Consider the following 15,636-nt stretch of genomic DNA (forward strand, 5'->3'; position numbering starts at 1 on the left):
GCCTGCGCGGCAGGCGTAACGTGTGACTCGTGGAGTGGACCGCATGGTTCGACGCGCCGGACTACGAGTTCGCCCGGCAGGTACTGCAGCGCGGCATCGCGACCATCTACTTCGTGGCCTTCCTCTCCTCGCTCAACCAGTTTCCTGCCCTCCTCGGCGAGCGCGGCCTGTTGCCGGTGCCGGAGTATCTGGAGGGGTTCCGCCGCCTGGGCAGGCCCAGCCTGTTCCGCTGGCGCTACTCGGACCGGCTGCTGCGGGCGGTCTGCTGGAGCGGCATGGCCATCGCGGCCACCCTGGTCCTCGGCCTGCCGCAGCTCGGCCCGCCGTGGGTTCCGCTGCTGGCGTTCCTGGCCCTGTGGCTGTTGTACATGTCGGTGGTCAATGTCGGCCAGACGTTTTACGGCTTCGGCTGGGAGATGCTGCTGCTCGAGGCAGGGTTCACGGCGGCCTTCCTGGGCTCTGACCAGACTCCCCCGCCATGGCCGATCCTGATCCTGCTGGTGTGGCTGGTGTTCCGCCTGGAATTCGGCGCCGGCCTGATCAAAATCCGGGGCGGGTCCGAGTGGCGGGATCTGACGGCCCTGTACTACCACCACGAGACCCAGCCGATGCCGGGGCCGTTGAGCCGGCAGGCGCATCTGCTGCCCAAGGCGTGGCACCGGCTGGAGGTCCTGGGCAACCATTTCGCCCAGCTGGTGGTGCCATTCTTCCTTTTCGCCCCGCAGCCGCTGGCGAGCGCCGCGGCCGGGATCATCATCTTCACCCAGCTCTGGCTCGTGGCCAGCGGGAACTTTGCCTGGCTCAACTGGATGGCAATCCTGCTCGCCTTCGCCGCAATCAGCGACCCGGTGGCGCACGCCGTGGTGCCGGCGATCCCGCTCGACTGGCACGCCGCGTCCGCAGGAGTGGCCGGTGCACCGGCCGGCAGCCAGGCGCCCGTGCCGTGGCTCGTGGTAGTCCTGTTCGCCACCGTGCTGCACGTGGTGTTGAGCTACCGGCCGATCGAGAACCTCTTCTCGCACTATCAGCTGATGAATGCCAGTTTCAACCGCTGGCAGCTGGTCAACACCTACGGCGCGTTCGGCACGGTCACTAAGCGGCGGATCGAGATCGTGGTGGAGGGAACCCTCGACGCGGACCCGGGGGACGACGCCGACTGGCGGGAATACGAATTCAAGGGAAAGCCCGGGCACGTCCGCCGCCTTCCGCGGCAGTACGCGCCCTACCACCTCCGGCTTGACTGGCTGATGTGGTTCCTGCCGCTGCGTACGGTGCACGAGGAGTGGTTCTACGCGTTCCTGGCCAAGCTGCTGGAGGCCGACCGGCCGATGTTGCGGCTGCTGCGCCACGACCCGTTCGACGGCGGACGCCCCCGCTGGGTGCGGGTCCGCAGTTACCTCTACCGCTTCTCCACGCGGGCCGAGTTCCGCGCTACCGGCCAGCGCTGGATCCGGACCCCGCTGTATGTGGCCATCCCGCCGGTGTCCCTGCCCGCGAAAGATTGATACCGGCCGGCCGTCTGACGCAAATGGCCGGAATGGATTCACCATTCCGGCCATTTGCGGCAGATACTGCGGGTCCGGGCCGACGCGACCCGGGCACCAACTTCCCGGCTAGACGCCTAGACTGACACGTCGTCCTTCACGGGCAGGGCCTCAAGCGCGGCCTGGCGGCGGCGAAGCCACCAGGAACCGGCGAAGATCAGGGCCATGCAGAGGTACACAACCACCGCGAAGGGTGAGGAGAACAGCGTCATGGGGTCGTTCTGCGAGAGCTGCAACGAGCGGCGCAGCTGCACTTCGAACATCGGCCCCAGGATCATGGCCACGACCATCGGCGCCACTGGATAGCCGTAGCGGCGCATGAAGTAGCCCAGGATGCCCACCACCAGCAGGATGCCCACGTCGGTCGCGGCGAAGTTCACCGAGAAGGCGCCCAGCGCGGCAAAGACCAGGATGCCCGCATACAGGTAGGGCCGCGGGATCTGAAGAATCTTCACCCACAGGCCCACCAGCGGCAGGTTCAGCACCAGGAGCATCAGGTTGCCCACGTACAGCGAGGCGATCAGGGTCCAGACGAGGGCACCCTGGTTCTCGAAGAGCAGGGGTCCGGGCTGGATCTGGTAGCGCTGGAACGCGGTCAGCATCATGGCTGCCGTCGCCGTCGTCGGAATGCCGAGGGTCAGCAGCGGCACCAGGACACCCGCGGCCGCGGCGTTGTTGGCCGCTTCCGGACCCGCCACGCCTTCGATCGCGCCCTTGCCGAACTGCGCCTTGTTGGCGCCCTTGGCCAGCTTCCGCTCCGCGGCGTAGGACAGGAAGGTGGAAACGTCCGCCCCGCCCGCAGGCACCGTCCCGATCGGGAAGCCGATGAAGGTACCGCGCAGCCAGGGCTTCCAGGACCGCCTCCAGTCCTCCTTGGACAGCCAGGCGTTCTTGCCTTTGCTGACCGGGATGACCTCGATCGGCCCGTGCCGCAGCTTGGACGCGACGTAGAGGGCTTCGCCGAGGGCAAAGAGCCCCACAGCCACAAGGACCATGTCCACGCCGTCCACCAGGGTGGGGTTGTCGAAGGTGAAGCGCTGCTGCGCCGTGCTGTCGTCGATGCCGATCATCCCGATGAAGAGCCCGAGCCCCAGGGAGGCCAGGCCCCGCAGTACGGACGCCCCAAGCAGTGCGCCGACGGTGAGGAAGGCCACCACCATGAGCGCCACGTAATCCACCGGCCCGAGGCCGACTGCAAGCTCCGCGATGACGGGAGCCAGGAAGGACAGCAGCACAGTGGCGATGGTGCCGGCGATGAACGAACCGATGGCCGCCGTCGCCAGAGCCGCGGCGCCGCGCCCTGCCTTGGCCATCTTGTTGCCCTCCAGCGCCGTGACAATCGAGGAGGACTCCCCCGGCGTGTTCAGCAGGATGGACGTCGTGGAGCCGCCGTACATGCCGCCGTAATAGATACCGGCGAACACGATCAGCGCGGCCGCCGGATCCAGGGCGTACGTGATCGGCATGAGCAGGGCCACCGTCATCGCCGGACCGATGCCCGGCAGGACACCGACGGCGGTGCCGACGAAGACGCCGCCCAGGGCGTAGAGCAGGTAGACCGGCTGCAACGCCGTCGTAAAGCCCTCAAGGAGCAGCATGAAACTATCCATGGAAGAACGGCACCCCCTCAAGCAACGGTCCCGGCGGCAGGGAAATGCCCAGCAGCCCGCCGAAGACGTACTGCAGCACGAGTGCCAGGACAACGGAAATGATGATCGCCTTCCAGAGCGGCTTCGCCTCGAGGGACCAGGCGGCCCCGCTGAACAGCACCGCGGCGGCCACGGGCCAGCCTGCCGGCTCGATCAGGAAGATGTGCAGGACGACGAAGCCGACGAGCTTTGCCAGCGCCACCCAGTCGGTCTTGGCGGTCACGTCCAGGTCCTCGCCCTCTTCGGCCTGCCCGACCTTGCCGCGGAGGACCTGTACGACAATGCCGGTCCCCACGATCACGAGCAGCCCGCACACGATGTAGGGGAACGCCCGCGGGCCGATCCCCGTCTCCGACGGCGGGATCGGGATGGAGCCCGCCGTCAGGAGACCGGCTGCGCCCACGCTGACGAACAACAGGGCGAACAAAATCTCCCCGATCGGCCGTTTGGCGGGCATTGCTGCATGAGCGGACATTGTTACTTGACCAGGCCGATCTCGGTCAACGTGGTCTTGACCTTGGCGATGTCCTCGGTCAGGAAGGTCTTGAAATCGTCACCCGTGAGGAAGGCATCGTCCCAGTTGTTCTTGGCCAGGGTGGACTTCCAGGCCTCCGACTCGTGCAGCTTCGTGACCACATCGGTCAGCTTGGCCTTCTGGGCCTCGTCAATGGAGCCCGGTGCCACGACTCCGCGCCAGTTCGTCAGCACGACGTCGACGCCCTGGTCCTTGAGCGGCTTGACGCCCGGCAGCGCCGGCGCCTCGGCCGGGCCCGAGACGGCGAGAGCGCGGACCTTGCCGGCCTTCACCTGTTCGGCGTACTCCCCCACACCGGAAATGCCGGCCTGGACCTTGTTGCCGAGCAGCGCCGCGATCGATTCGCCGCCGCCGGAGTAGCCGATGTAGTTCAGCTTGTCCGCCTCGACGCCCTGGGACTTGAGGATCTGACCGGCCAGGATGTGGTCCGCGCCGCCGGCCGAGCCGCCGGTGATGGCGACGCCCTTGCCGTTGGCTTTGATGTCTTCCACGAGGTCGGTGACCGACTGGTACTTCGACGATGCCGGCACCACCAGCACCAGCGGCTCTTCGGTGAGCCGCGCGATCGGCGTGGTGTCTTCCAGCCGGGTCTTTGCGGCGTTGGTCTCGACGGCACCCACCATGACGTAGCCCATGACCATGAGGGTGTTGACGTCCTTCTCGGTCGCGAGCTTGGCGAGCCCGTTGGTCCCGCCGCCGCCGCCGATGTTCGTGACCTGGGCAGAGGTGACGAGCTTGTTCGACTGCAGGTCCTGCTGCATCGCGCGTCCCGTCTGGTCCCAGCCGCCGCCCGGGTTGGCGGGGACAATGATACTGAGTTTCTTGAGCGGCTCAGCGGCTGCGGACTGGGTGGAAGCGGCGCCGCTTCCACCGCCGGCACAAGCGGACATTGCCAGGACGACGCCGGCAGCTCCCGCGGCGAGGGCGGCCCGGCGGGTGAAGTTGAACTGGGAAGTCATTTCTCTCCTTGAATGAATGTGATGCACGTCATCGTCAATCACTTCCCCGACCTTAAACGCGGACTTCGGCCGTGGCCAGAATTTGGCCGTAGAGATAATAGTGGTCATATTGGTCACAGCAGGAGCACGCTTTTTGGCGGATAGCAACAATTTTAGATGGGAAACTTGTGACATGCTTCACACGATTCCGCTCCGTTTCCAGCTGATCGCGCTGCAGTTGGGCATCGTCCTGGCTGTTCTCACCGCGGTCGGGGCCGTGACCATCCGGATGCAGGAGCAACAGCTCAGGGATGCCTACAAGGGCCGGCTGATCGGCGTGGCCGAAAGCGTGGCCCGGCTGCCGTCCGTGGTCGACGCCTTCGGCACGCCGGTCCCGGCGGAGACCATCCAGCCCATCGCCGAAGTCATCCGGCAAGCCTCCAACGTCACCTACGTCGTCGTGACCGACCGCAACGGGGTCCGGCAGTCGCACCCCAACCCGGCCGAAATCGGAAAGCCCGTCTCCACGGACCCCTCGGTCCCGCTGTCCGGGGAAATCTACGTCGGCACCCAGACCGGGACGCTGGGCGAATCCTGGCGGGTGAAGGTGCCGATCTTTAATGGCACCGGCACTGTGATCGGCTCGGCCTCGGTAGGGGTGCTGGAGAGCACCCTCGCCCAGGACCTCCACGAGGACCTGCCGCAGTTGTTCGGCTGGCTGCTGGTGGCAGCCGTGCTGAGTTCGCTGGGGGCTATGTACATCTCGAAAATGGTGTGGCGGCGGATCTACAAGCTGGAGCCCGAGGACATTGCGGCCCTGCTGGAAACCCGGGACGCCATGCTGCACGGCCTCGGCGAAGGACTCGTGGCGGTCGACGCCGACGGAAAGGTCGCGCTGGTCAATGATGAGGCACGGCGGCTGCTTGGCGTCGGCGAGGAGATCACCGGTTCGCCGGCCGCCGCCTACCTGGAACCGGGCATCCAGCGCCTGCTGGCCGCGGGGTCCGCGACGGATGAGCTCGTCCTCTCCGGCGAGAGGATCCTGCTGGGCAAGGTCAACGCCGCCACCGTGGACGGCCGCGAGGTCGGCAAGGTCCTGATTCTCCGCGACCGCACGGAGTTGCACGCCATGCTGCGGGACCGGGACGGTGCCCTTGACGTGACCCAGGCGCTGCGGGCCCAGGCCCACGAATTCGCCAACAAGCTGCACGTTATTTCCGGGCTCCTGGAGCTGGGCGAGCGAGACAAGGCGGTCGAGTACCTGGGCCGCAGCCACAGCGACGCGGCCTTCGCCAACCGTCCGCTGGCCGCGGGCATCACGGATCACGGTGTGCAGGCGCTCCTGATCGCCAAGTCCACGGTCTGCGCCGAACGCGGCATCGAGATCGTGGTCAGCCCGGGTTCGGTCTGCTCGCCCGATGGCAGCGGAGACGTCATCACCGTCCTCGGCAACCTGATCGACAACGCCGTGGACGCCGCCGGCTATGACAGCACCATCGCCGTCCGGCTGGCCGAGACGTCGGACGGCACCCGCACCATCATGGTGGAGGACGAAGGACCCGGAGTCCCCGAGGCCGAGCGCGCCCGCGTCTTCGAGGCCGGCGTCACCACCAAGGAGGCGGAGGGGATCAACAGCCGCGGCTTCGGCCTGGCCCTGGTCCAGCGAGTTGCCCGTCGCAGGGGCGGCCTGGCGGAGGTATCCTCCTCGGCGTTGGGCGGCGCGTGCTTTACGGTAGTGCTCAGGACAAAAGAGGCGGAACTCCAGAGACAATGAACGCAATACGCACCCTCATCATTGACGATGACGTGGCAGTGGCCGGGATCCATCACGGCTTCCTGCTGGCCCGCGGCGGCTTCGAGGTAGTGGGCATGGCCCACACCGGCCAGCAGGGCCTGGACCTGGCGGCGGAGCTGTTGCCGGAGCTGGTCCTGCTGGATATCCACCTGCCCGATATGTCCGGCCTGGACGTTCTGCAGGTGTTGCGGAACCAGCCCAGCCAGCCCCTGGACGTGCTGATCATCACGGCGTCCCGGGAACTGGACACAGTGCGAGCCGCCATGGCCGGCGGCGTGCTGCACTATCTGGTCAAGCCCTTCACTTCCCAGGCCCTGAACGACCGGCTGGACGAGTACCTGGCTCTTCGCCGCGAGCTGGCCGCGGGAACGTCCGCGGGGCCGTTGGACCAGGAGAGCATCGACCGCTTGGTCGCTCCGTCCCGCCGCCCGGCGTCCTTGGCGGCTACCGCGGCCACGGTGGATGTTGCGGCTGAGCCGGCGGTGCGGCTGCCGAAGGGGCTTTCCCGGCCGACTCTCGACGCCGTGGTCGAGGCCCTCCAATCCGGCCGGGAGGATGTCTCCGCGGCCGGCCTGGCGCTGCAGCTCGGATTGTCACGGGTCAGCGCCCGGCGCTACCTGGAGTACCTCGTGGTACAGGGTTTTGCCCGGCTGACCCCGCGCTACGGAGCGGCCGGCCGGCCCGAGAACCGGTACCTGTGGAAGCACGGGGCCGGCACCCTGCAGCAGCAGCCCGACCGGCAGCCCTAGACCGGCGAGTGCCCGGCGCGGCGGAGCGTGGACTCGGCGTGCTTGAGGATGGGCCCGTCGATCATCTTGCCCTTGTGCTGGAACACCCCCGCGCCCGCCCCGGCGGCGGCGTCGAGCAGCTCCGCGGCGGCGGTGACGTCGGCCTCAGAGGGAGCATAAGCCCCGCGGACCACCGCCACCTGGTTCGGGTGGATGCAGGCTTTGGAACCGAAGCCTGAGGCGACGGCGTCGCGGGCTTCGACGGCCAGGCCGTGAAGGTCCGGGATGTTGACATACACGGAGTCGACGGCTTCCTTGCCGGCGGCCCGGGCGGCCAGCAGCACCGTGGAGCGGGCGTGCACCGCCACGGCACGGTAGCCGCCGTCGTCGGTCCGGCTGGAGGTGCCGCCGAGGGAGGCGAGCAGGTCCTCGGCGCCCCACATCAGGCCCACGACGTTCGGCTCGGCGGCGATGGCGGCGGCGTTCAGGATCCCGGCGGCCGTCTCGCAGAGCGCAAGCACGCTGTAGCCCTCCAGCGCCCTGAGCTGGGCCGCGCTCTCCGCCTTGGCCAGCATGACGTGCCGGTACGGGGTGTGCTTGAGGCAGTGGAGGTCCTTCTCGAACTCCTCTGTCCCCGCCGGGTTGACCCGGATGATGGTCCGGCTCGGATCCAGTTCCGGGACATCGCCGGCGGAGCCCAGCTGGGCGAGAATGGCGCCGCGGGCGCGCTGCTTGTCTGCCGGCGCGACGGCGTCCTCCAGATCCACGATGACGGCGTCAGCACGCTCGGCAGCCTTCTGGTAGCGCTCGGGACGGTCGGCCGGGCAGAACAGCAGGGCGGGGCCCATCAGGAAAGTCATGTGTCTATTCTCCCCTCTTGAGCGCGTTCTTTCAGGGCAGTTTCTTTCCGGGCAGTTTCTTTCCGGGCAGGTCTTTTTGCTGCGCGGCGGCGTGGGCCGCGCGCGTCCACATCAGGCAGCTGCGCGTGGCGAGGGCCACGACGTCGCCGTGCTGGTTGCGGCCGGTGTGCTTCATGGTCACGACGCCCTGGCCGGGGCGCGATGAGGACAGCCGCCTGCCGGTCACAAGGGTCTCGGTGTACAGCGTGTCGCCGTGGTACAGCGGGTGCGGGAAGGACACATCCGTCATGCCCAGCTGGGCGATGATGGTGCCCTGCGTCAGTTGCGGGACGGACTGCCCGACCACGGTGGCCAGGGTGAACATCGAATTCATCAGGCGCTGGCCGAACGGCTGCCCGGCGCTCCAGGCGGCATCGAGGTGCAGGGCCTGGGTGTTCATGGTCATGGTGGTGAACAGGACGTTGTCCGTCTCTGTCACGGTCCGGCCGGGCCGGTGCGCGTACACCACGTCCTCCTCGAGCTCGTCGAAGTAGAGGCCGCGCTGTTCGATGACCCGCGGTCCGGCACCCTCCGATGCGTCCGTTGTCATACGGTCAGTTCCTGGTCTTCCTCGAAGAGTTCGGCGCCGGTGGCCGCGGCCACGTCCTCGGGGGTCACGTTGGGGGCCAGTTCACGGAGCACCAGGCGGGACTGCCCGCCCTCGGCCACGACGTCGATGACGGCGAGGTCGGTGATGATCCGGTCCACGCAGCCCTTGCCGGTCAGCGGCAGCGAGCAGCGCTCCACGATCTTGGGCCTGCCGTTCCGGTCCACGTGCTCCATCATCACGATCACCTTCTTGGCGCCGAAGACGAGGTCCATCGCCCCGCCCATGCCCTTGACCATCTTGCCCGGGATCATCCAGTTGGCCAGGTCGCCGTTGGCGGCGACCTCCATCGCGCCGAGCACGGCCACATCCACGTGGCCGCCCCGGATCATGCCGAACGAGGCCGCGGAATCGAAGAACGCCGCGCCCTTGTTGACCGTGACGGTTTCCTTGCCCGCGTTGATCAGGTCCGGATCCACCTCGTCCTCGCGCGGGTACGGTCCGACGCCGAGAAGGCCGTTCTCCGAGTGCAACACCACCTCCACGCCGGGCGGAATGTAGTTGGGAATCAGCGTGGGCATGCCGATGCCGAGGTTCACGTACTGGCCGTTGCGCAGTTCCTGCGCCACCCGGGCGGCCAATTCGTTGCGGGTCCAGCCCTTGACTTCGGGATGTTCGACGGCGGAGCGCCGGTATTCGTGCCGGACGGCTTCCGGGCGGGGAGGTTCGCCCTGCGGGCTGAGGGTTTCCATGGCTAGGCTCCTGCCTGCTCGGTTGCTGAGGCAGCGTCGCCGACGCCGCCGGCGGCAGTGCCAGCCCCGGCCGCCGCGATCGTCCGCTTTTCGATGCGCTTCTCGGTCTGCGGCGCGAGCACGACGCGCTGGACGAAGATCCCGGGTACGTGGATATGCTCCGGGTCCAGTTCCCCGGGTTCCACGAGCTCCTCGACCTCGGCGATCGTGACCTGTCCTGCCATCGCACACAGCGGGTTGAAGTTCATCGCGGTGGCATGGAACATCAGGTTGCCGTGCCGGTCGCCCTTCCAGGCGTGCACGAGGCCGAAGTCGGGGTTCAGTGATTCCTCCAGGACGTAGTCGGCGCCGTGGAAGCTGCGGACCTCCTTGGGGGCCGACGCGATCGCGACGTTGCCCCCGGCGTCGTACTTCTGCGGCAGGCCGCCCTCGGACACCTGGGTACCGACGCCCGCCGGCGTGTAGAACGCCGGGATGCCCGCGCCGCCGGCACGCAGCTTCTCGGCGAGCGTGCCCTGCGGGGTGAGGACCACCTCGAGTTCGCCGGAGAGGTACTGCCGGGCGAACTCCTTGTTCTCCCCCACGTAGGAGCTGACGGTGCGGCGGATCCGGCCGTCCTTGAGCAGGATCCCGAGGCCCCAGTCGTCGACGCCGCAGTTGTTGCTCACGGTTTCCAGGTCCTTCGTGCCGTGCTCGTGCAGGGCATCGATCAGGGCCACCGGGATGCCGCAGAGCCCGAACCCGCCGACGGCGAGCGAGGCACCGTCGGGGATGTCCGCCACGGCCTCGGCGGCGCTGGCAACAACTTTGTCAATCATCGTTGGTCCTTCTCTCGACGGGTCCGGCCAGCGGGCGGGTTAGAGCCCCAGTTCGCGGGCGATCAGCATCAGCTGCACCTCCGTGGTGCCCTCGCCGACCTCAAGGATCTTGGAGTCGCGGTAATGGCGCGCCACGGTGAATTCGTTGATGAAGCCATAGCCGCCGAACACCTGGGTGGCGTCCCGCGCGTTGTCCATGGCTGCCTCGCCTGCGACCATCTTAGCGATGGCCGCCTGCGTCTTGAACGGCTTGCCGGCGAGCATCCGGGCGGCCGCGTCGTAGTAGGCCAGGCGGGCCGTGTGGGCGCGGGCTTCCATCCGGGCGATCTTGAATGCGATGGCCTGGTACTTGCCGATGTTCTGCCCGAAGGCGCTGCGTTCCTTGGCGTATTTCACCGACTGGTCCACGCAGCCCTGTGCCGCACCGACGGCGAGGGCCGCGATCGCGATCCGGCCCTCGTCGAGGATGGAGAGGAAGTTGGCGTAGCCCCGGCCCTGGGTGCCGAGCAGGTTGGCTTCCGGGACGCGCACGTCGTTGAGCGTCAGCGGGTGGGTGTCCGACGCGTTCCAGCCGACCTTGTTGTAGGCCTTCTCCGCCGTGAACCCCGGGGTGTTGGTGGGCACCAGGATGGTGGAGATCTCCTTTTTAAGGCTGCCGTCCGGGCGTTCCTCCTGGCTGGTCACGGCGGTGACGGTGACGAGCCTGGTGATGTCGGTGCCGGAGTTGGTGATGAACTCCTTGTTGCCGTTGAGAACCCATTCCCCACCCTCCAGGCGGGCCGTGGTCTTGGTGCCGCCGGCGTCGGAGCCGGCTTCCGGCTCGGTCAGGCCGAAACCGGCGAGCGCCTTGCCGGAGGCCAGCAGCGGCAGCCATTCCTCTTTTTGGGCCTCGTTGCCGAAACGGTGGATCGGCATGGCGCCGAGTGAGACGCCGGCCTCGAGGGTGATCGCGACGGACTGGTCCACCCTGCCGAGCTGTTCGAGCGCGAGGGACAGGGCGAAGTAGTCCCCGCCCATGCCGCCGAACTCCTCCGGGAAGGGCAGGCCGAAGAGGCCCATGTCCGCCATCTGGGAGACGATCTCGTAGGGGAAGCTGTGTTCCTCGTCGTGCTTGGCGGAGACCGGGGCCACGACTTCGTCGGCGAACTCGCGGACGGTGTCGCTGAGCTCCTGGTATTCCTCGCTGAGTTCAAAATCTGCCATTGGGGGTAACTCCTCTGTCTGTCCTGCTGGTCTACTGCGTGTCTGTGGCCTGTACTGCGGAGCTGTGGTCTGTGGAGCTGTGGTCTGTACTGCTCCCGGTCGTCCGGCGTCGGCTTGGGCGCTTGCTACTCGGCGGCGCCCAGGGCGACGGCGGCTTCCTCGATCGCGTCTTCCGCCGTGGAAGGCACGCGGGGATGGTCCCCGGCGTGAATGGTGGCAAGCACCTGGTCCGCCTTGACGAGGTCACCGGACGCGACGCTGATGTGGACGGTTCCGTCCAGGGGGGCCACCAGCTGGTGTTCCATCTTCATCGCCTCCACCGAGACCAGCACCTGGCCGGCTTCCACGGCGTCGCCGTTGCGGACGGACACAGAGACCACGGTGCCGGGCATCGGCGAGCGCACCGCCGGGTCGGCGGCGCCCTCAACGCGTTCAATGGCTGCCAGCACCCGGGCCAGCTTCGCTTCGCGGCTGAGCACCTCAAGCCGGCAGGACCAGCCCTCATTGCCGACGTAGACAGCCTGTGGCCTGCCCGCCGGCGGGTGATCCGCCCAGGCGGACGCCCGCGCGAACCGTCGTTCCCCGCCGTCGACCTCCAGGAGCACGTCGGAGCCGGACAGTCCGAGGACCTTCACCGGATGCTCAGGCCCGCCGTCGACCCTGACGCGGGCGTGCCCCAGATCCAGGTTGCTTTGCCAGGTGACGGCGACGGTGGCGAGTCCCCCGCCGGGAACACCGAAGCTGATCGTCCACGGCGCCGGTGCGCCCAGGCGCCAGCCGGTGGTGCTGGCCCAGGGGGACCCCGCCGTTGCCAGGCCCAGGGTGTGGCCCCGGGCCTGAGCCTGAACCCAGAAGGGCATCGCCGCGGCAATAAGCTCGGCATCCCCGACGCGCCGGAAGCTGAAGTCCGGCATCCTGCGTTCGATCAGGCCGGTGTCCAGCCGGCCGGCCCGGACGTCGGCGTCGTTGATCAGCAGGCGCAGGTACTCGACGTTCGTCTCGACGCCGAGCACGGTATACCGGGCGAGGGCCGCGTCGAGCTTGTCCAGCGCGGCCGCGCGGTCCGCTCCCCAGGCAATGACCTTGGAGAGCATGGGGTCGTAATCACTGGAGATTACGAGCCCTTCCCGCAGTGAGGAATCGATCCGGAGGGCCGGATCCGCTGACGCCGGGCTGAGGGCCGCACGGTCTTCCTTCGCGGTGAAGACCGTGCCCCGCTCATCCAGGAGCGCCACCTCGCCGCCCGAGGGCAGGAAATTCCGTTCCGGAATCTCCGCATAGACGCGCGCCTCGACGGAATGACCGTTGAGTACGACGTCGTCCTGCGTCACCGTGAGCGCCTCGCCGGCGGCGATCCGGACCTGCCATTCGACGAGGTCGACGCCCGTCACCATCTCGGTCACCGGGTGCTCGACCTGCAGGCGGGTGTTCATCTCCATGAAGAAGAACTCGTCCGGCGCGTTGTCCGAGACCAGGAACTCCACGGTACCGGCGCCGCTGTAATGAACGCTGCGTGCCGCGTTGCAGGCGGCTTCGCCGATCCGGGCGCGGGTGGCGCCACCGTCGTCCAGTGCCTCCAGCAGCGGCGATGGTGCTTCCTCGATGACCTTCTGGTGGCGGCGCTGCAGCGAGCACTCGCGCTCCCCCAGATGGATGACGTTGCCGTGGTTGTCCGCCAGGACCTGGACCTCGATGTGGCGCGGCGTGAGGACCAGCCGCTCCAAGAAGAGGGTGTCGTCGCCGAAGGCGCTCGCCGCGACCCGGCGGGCGGTGGCCAGGGTGGCCTCCAGCTCGTCGGGCCGCTCCACGATGTGCATCCCCTTGCCGCCGCCGCCGGCGGAGGGCTTGATCAGCAGCGGGAAGCCGACGCCGGCCGCGGCCCCGATCAGCTGCGCGTCGGTCATCCCGGGTTCGGCGGCGCCCGGGACGACCGGAACGCCGTAGCCCGCGACGTGGTTCTTGGCGCGGATCTTGTCGCCCATGACGTTGAGGGATTCGACGCCGGGGCCGATGAAGGTGATGCCGGCGTCCGCCAGGGCCCGGGCGAAGTCGACGTTTTCGCTCAGGAAGCCGTAGCCCGGGTGCACCGCTTCGGCGCCGGTGCCGCGGCAGGCCTGGATGATGGCCTCGATCTTGAGGTAGCTCTCGGCGGCGGCCGCCGGGCCGATCCGGACGGCGACGTCGGCCTCGTGCACGTGGCGGGCGCCGGCGTCGGCGTCACTGTAGACGGCGACCGATCGGATGCCGAGGGCACGCAGGGTCCGGATCACGCGGCAGGCGATCTCGCCGCGGTTGGCCACCAGGACGGTGCCGAACAGGGGCTTCGGGGGTGTTGGGGTACGGCTCGGTGCTGGGGAAGTCACTGCTGGCTCACATCCGGAAAAGGCCGAAGGAGGTCTCCGGCAGCGGGGTGCGGGAGACGACGTCGAGCGCCAGTCCCAGGACGGTGCGGGTGTCCGCGGGGTCGATCACGCCGTCGTCCCAGAGGCGGGCGGTGGAGTAGTACGGGCTGCCCTGGTCCTCGTACTGCTGTTTGATCGGGGCCTTGAAGGCTTCCTCGTCCGCGGCGGACCATTCCTCGCCGCGGGCCTCGTACTGGTCGCGCTTCACGGTGGCGAGCACGCTGGAGGCCTGGTTGCCGCCCATCACGGAGATCCGGGAGGCCGGCCACATCCAGAGGAACCGGGGCGAGTAGGCCCGCCCGCACATGGAGTAGTTGCCGGCGCCGAAGGACCCGCCGATCACGACGGTCAGCTTGGGGACCCGGGCGGTGGCGACGGCGCTGACCATCTTGGCGCCGTTCTTGGCGATGCCACCCTGCTCGTAGTCCTTTCCCACCATGAAGCCGGAGAGATTCTGCAGGAAGATCAGCGGGATCCCGCGCTGGTCGCAAAGCTCGATGAAGTGGGCGCCCTTGAGCGAGGACTCGCTGAAGAGCACACCGTTGTTGGCCACGATGCCCACGGGGTGGCCGTGCACTTTCGCGAAGCCGGTGGCGAGCGTGGTGCCGTAGTTCTTCTTGAATTCGTGGAAGCGGCTGCCGTCCACGAGCCGGGCGATCACCTCGCGCACGTCGTACTGGGCGTTGACGTCGGTGGGGACGGCGCCGTAGAGCTCGTCCGGATCCGCCACGGGTTCGACGGCGGTGTCCACGTCCCAGGCGGGGGCTGTCGGCCTGGGCAGGGTGGAGACAATGTCCCGCACGATCTGCAGGGCGTGCTCATCGTTCTCGGCCAGGTGGTCGGTGACGCCGGAGATCTTCGAGTGCACCTCGCCGCCGCCGAGCTCCTCGGCGGTCACGATTTCGCCGATGGCCGCCTTCACCAGCGGTGGCCCACCGAGGAAGATGGTGCCCTGGTTCCGGACAATGACGGTTTCATCGCTCATGGCCGGGACGTACGCGCCGCCAGCGGTGCAGGAGCCCATCACCGAGGCGATTTGCGGGATTTTGGCCGCGGACATCTTGGCCTGGTTGAAGAAGATCCGCCCGAAGTGTTCCTTGTCCGGGAAGACCTCGTCCTGCTTTGGCAGGAAGGCGCCGCCGGAGTCCACCAGATAGATGCAGGGCAGGCGGTTCTCCAGCGCGATTTCCTGCGCCCTCAGATGCTTCTTCACGGTCATCGGGTAATAGGTGCCGCCCTTGACGGTCGCATCGTTGGAGATGACGAGGACCTGCCGGCCGTGGACCAGTCCGATGCCGGCAATGACCCCGGCGCCCGGGGAGTCATCGCCGTACATGCCGTTCGCAGCCAGCGGTGCGATTTCCAGGAACGGGCTGCCGTCGTCGAGCAGCTGGTCGATGCGTTCCCGCGGCAGCAACTTGCCGCGGGCCACATGGCGTTCGCGGGACTTCTCCGGCCCGCCCTGCGCAGCCCTGGCGAGCCGTTCCTTCAGCTCGCGGGCCAGCCCCAGCTGGGCTGCCCGGTTCGCGGCGTAGGCGGCGCTCGTGGCGTCCACCTGGCTGGCGATTGTCTCCATTGACTGCTTCCGTTCCCGGGCTCCGTGCCGGAGGCCCACCTTGCGGCCTTGCAGCCGCTTCGGTTAGTGACGCATAACTGAAATTTAGGTTAGTCTATATTAACTGTGATGTCCAACACGGGGCCACGTGAACAGCTGGATTTTGAGATGAGGGATGTGCCGGTGACCGAGCCCAGCCAGACTGCCCGGGTTGCGCAGCGGCCCACAACCCCGGCCGCGCCGGCCCAGGCCGCGGCAGCCCCGCCGGTGC

General features: G+C 68.0%; 13 protein-coding genes. 3 read left to right on the forward strand and 10 right to left on the reverse strand.

The genetic code is table 11. The annotated features are described in order from the left end of the window. Positions 1 to 29: 29 nt before the first annotated feature. Positions 30 to 1,505, forward strand: coding sequence for a lipase maturation factor family protein (locus tag QFZ69_RS14015; protein WP_307000185.1), 1,476 nt, complete (start codon positions 30 to 32; stop codon positions 1,503 to 1,505). Positions 1,506 to 1,621: 116 nt separating this feature from the next. Here QFZ69_RS14015 and QFZ69_RS14020 read toward each other — a convergent pair whose 3' ends face one another. The 3 genes from QFZ69_RS14020 to QFZ69_RS14030 are packed head-to-tail and all read right to left on the reverse strand — an operon-like array spanning position 1,622 to position 4,687. Then, on the reverse strand, positions 1,622 to 3,154 hold the full coding sequence (locus tag QFZ69_RS14020; RefSeq protein WP_307000188.1) for a tripartite tricarboxylate transporter permease: 1,533 nt from the start codon (positions 3,152 to 3,154) through the stop codon (positions 1,622 to 1,624). Further along, complete coding sequence (locus QFZ69_RS14025; protein WP_307000190.1) at positions 3,147 to 3,668, reverse strand: tripartite tricarboxylate transporter TctB family protein; 522 nt, start codon at positions 3,666 to 3,668, stop codon at positions 3,147 to 3,149. Before QFZ69_RS14025 ends, QFZ69_RS14020 begins: the two co-directional genes overlap by 8 nt. A gap of 2 nt (positions 3,669 to 3,670) precedes the next feature. Beyond that, on the reverse strand, positions 3,671 to 4,687 hold the full coding sequence (locus tag QFZ69_RS14030; RefSeq protein WP_306919018.1) for a tripartite tricarboxylate transporter substrate binding protein: 1,017 nt from the start codon (positions 4,685 to 4,687) through the stop codon (positions 3,671 to 3,673). A gap of 172 nt (positions 4,688 to 4,859) precedes the next feature. Between QFZ69_RS14030 and QFZ69_RS14035 the strand changes: the two genes are divergently transcribed. Then, positions 4,860 to 6,440, forward strand: a complete 1,581-nt coding sequence (locus QFZ69_RS14035; RefSeq protein ID WP_306919019.1) for a sensor histidine kinase — start codon at positions 4,860 to 4,862, stop codon at positions 6,438 to 6,440. Further along, positions 6,437 to 7,210 carry a response regulator gene (locus tag QFZ69_RS14040; RefSeq protein WP_306919021.1) on the forward strand — a complete coding sequence of 258 codons (774 nt, stop codon included), beginning with the start codon at positions 6,437 to 6,439 and terminating at the stop codon, positions 7,208 to 7,210. The genes QFZ69_RS14035 and QFZ69_RS14040 overlap by 4 nt, the downstream gene beginning before the upstream one ends. Here QFZ69_RS14040 and QFZ69_RS14045 read toward each other — a convergent pair. From QFZ69_RS14045 to QFZ69_RS14075, 7 genes are all read right to left on the reverse strand, one after another. Beyond that, positions 7,207 to 8,049: a CoA ester lyase gene (locus QFZ69_RS14045; RefSeq protein ID WP_306919023.1), complete on the reverse strand. Its 843-nt coding sequence runs from the start codon at positions 8,047 to 8,049 to the stop codon at positions 7,207 to 7,209. The genes QFZ69_RS14040 and QFZ69_RS14045 overlap by 4 nt on opposite strands. 31 nt (positions 8,050 to 8,080) lie before the next feature. Then, positions 8,081 to 8,638, reverse strand: coding sequence for a MaoC family dehydratase (locus QFZ69_RS14050; protein ID WP_306919025.1), 558 nt, complete (start codon positions 8,636 to 8,638; stop codon positions 8,081 to 8,083). Further along, the gene (locus QFZ69_RS14055; protein WP_306919027.1) at positions 8,635 to 9,387 is read right to left on the reverse strand and encodes a CoA transferase subunit B; all 753 of its coding nucleotides are present in this window, start codon (positions 9,385 to 9,387) and stop codon (positions 8,635 to 8,637) included. Before QFZ69_RS14055 ends, QFZ69_RS14050 begins: the two co-directional genes overlap by 4 nt. Positions 9,388 to 9,389: 2 nt before the next feature. Next, positions 9,390 to 10,205, reverse strand: coding sequence for a CoA transferase subunit A (locus tag QFZ69_RS14060; RefSeq protein WP_306919029.1), 816 nt, complete (start codon positions 10,203 to 10,205; stop codon positions 9,390 to 9,392). A 39-nt stretch (positions 10,206 to 10,244) separates the two neighbouring features. Continuing rightward, the gene (locus QFZ69_RS14065) at positions 10,245 to 11,408 is read right to left on the reverse strand and encodes an acyl-CoA dehydrogenase family protein (protein ID WP_306919030.1); all 1,164 of its coding nucleotides are present in this window, start codon (positions 11,406 to 11,408) and stop codon (positions 10,245 to 10,247) included. A 125-nt stretch (positions 11,409 to 11,533) separates the two neighbouring features. After that, entirely contained in the window at positions 11,534 to 13,771 is a 2,238-nt protein-coding gene (locus QFZ69_RS14070) for a biotin carboxylase N-terminal domain-containing protein (RefSeq protein WP_306919031.1), read from the reverse strand. A 7-nt stretch (positions 13,772 to 13,778) separates the two neighbouring features. Beyond that, entirely contained in the window at positions 13,779 to 15,386 is a 1,608-nt protein-coding gene (locus QFZ69_RS14075) for a carboxyl transferase domain-containing protein (RefSeq protein WP_306919032.1), read from the reverse strand. Positions 15,387 to 15,636: the final 250 nt, after the last annotated feature.

It is taken from the genome of Arthrobacter sp. V1I7 (assembly GCF_030817015.1).
Taxonomy (GTDB): domain Bacteria; phylum Actinomycetota; class Actinomycetes; order Actinomycetales; family Micrococcaceae; genus Arthrobacter.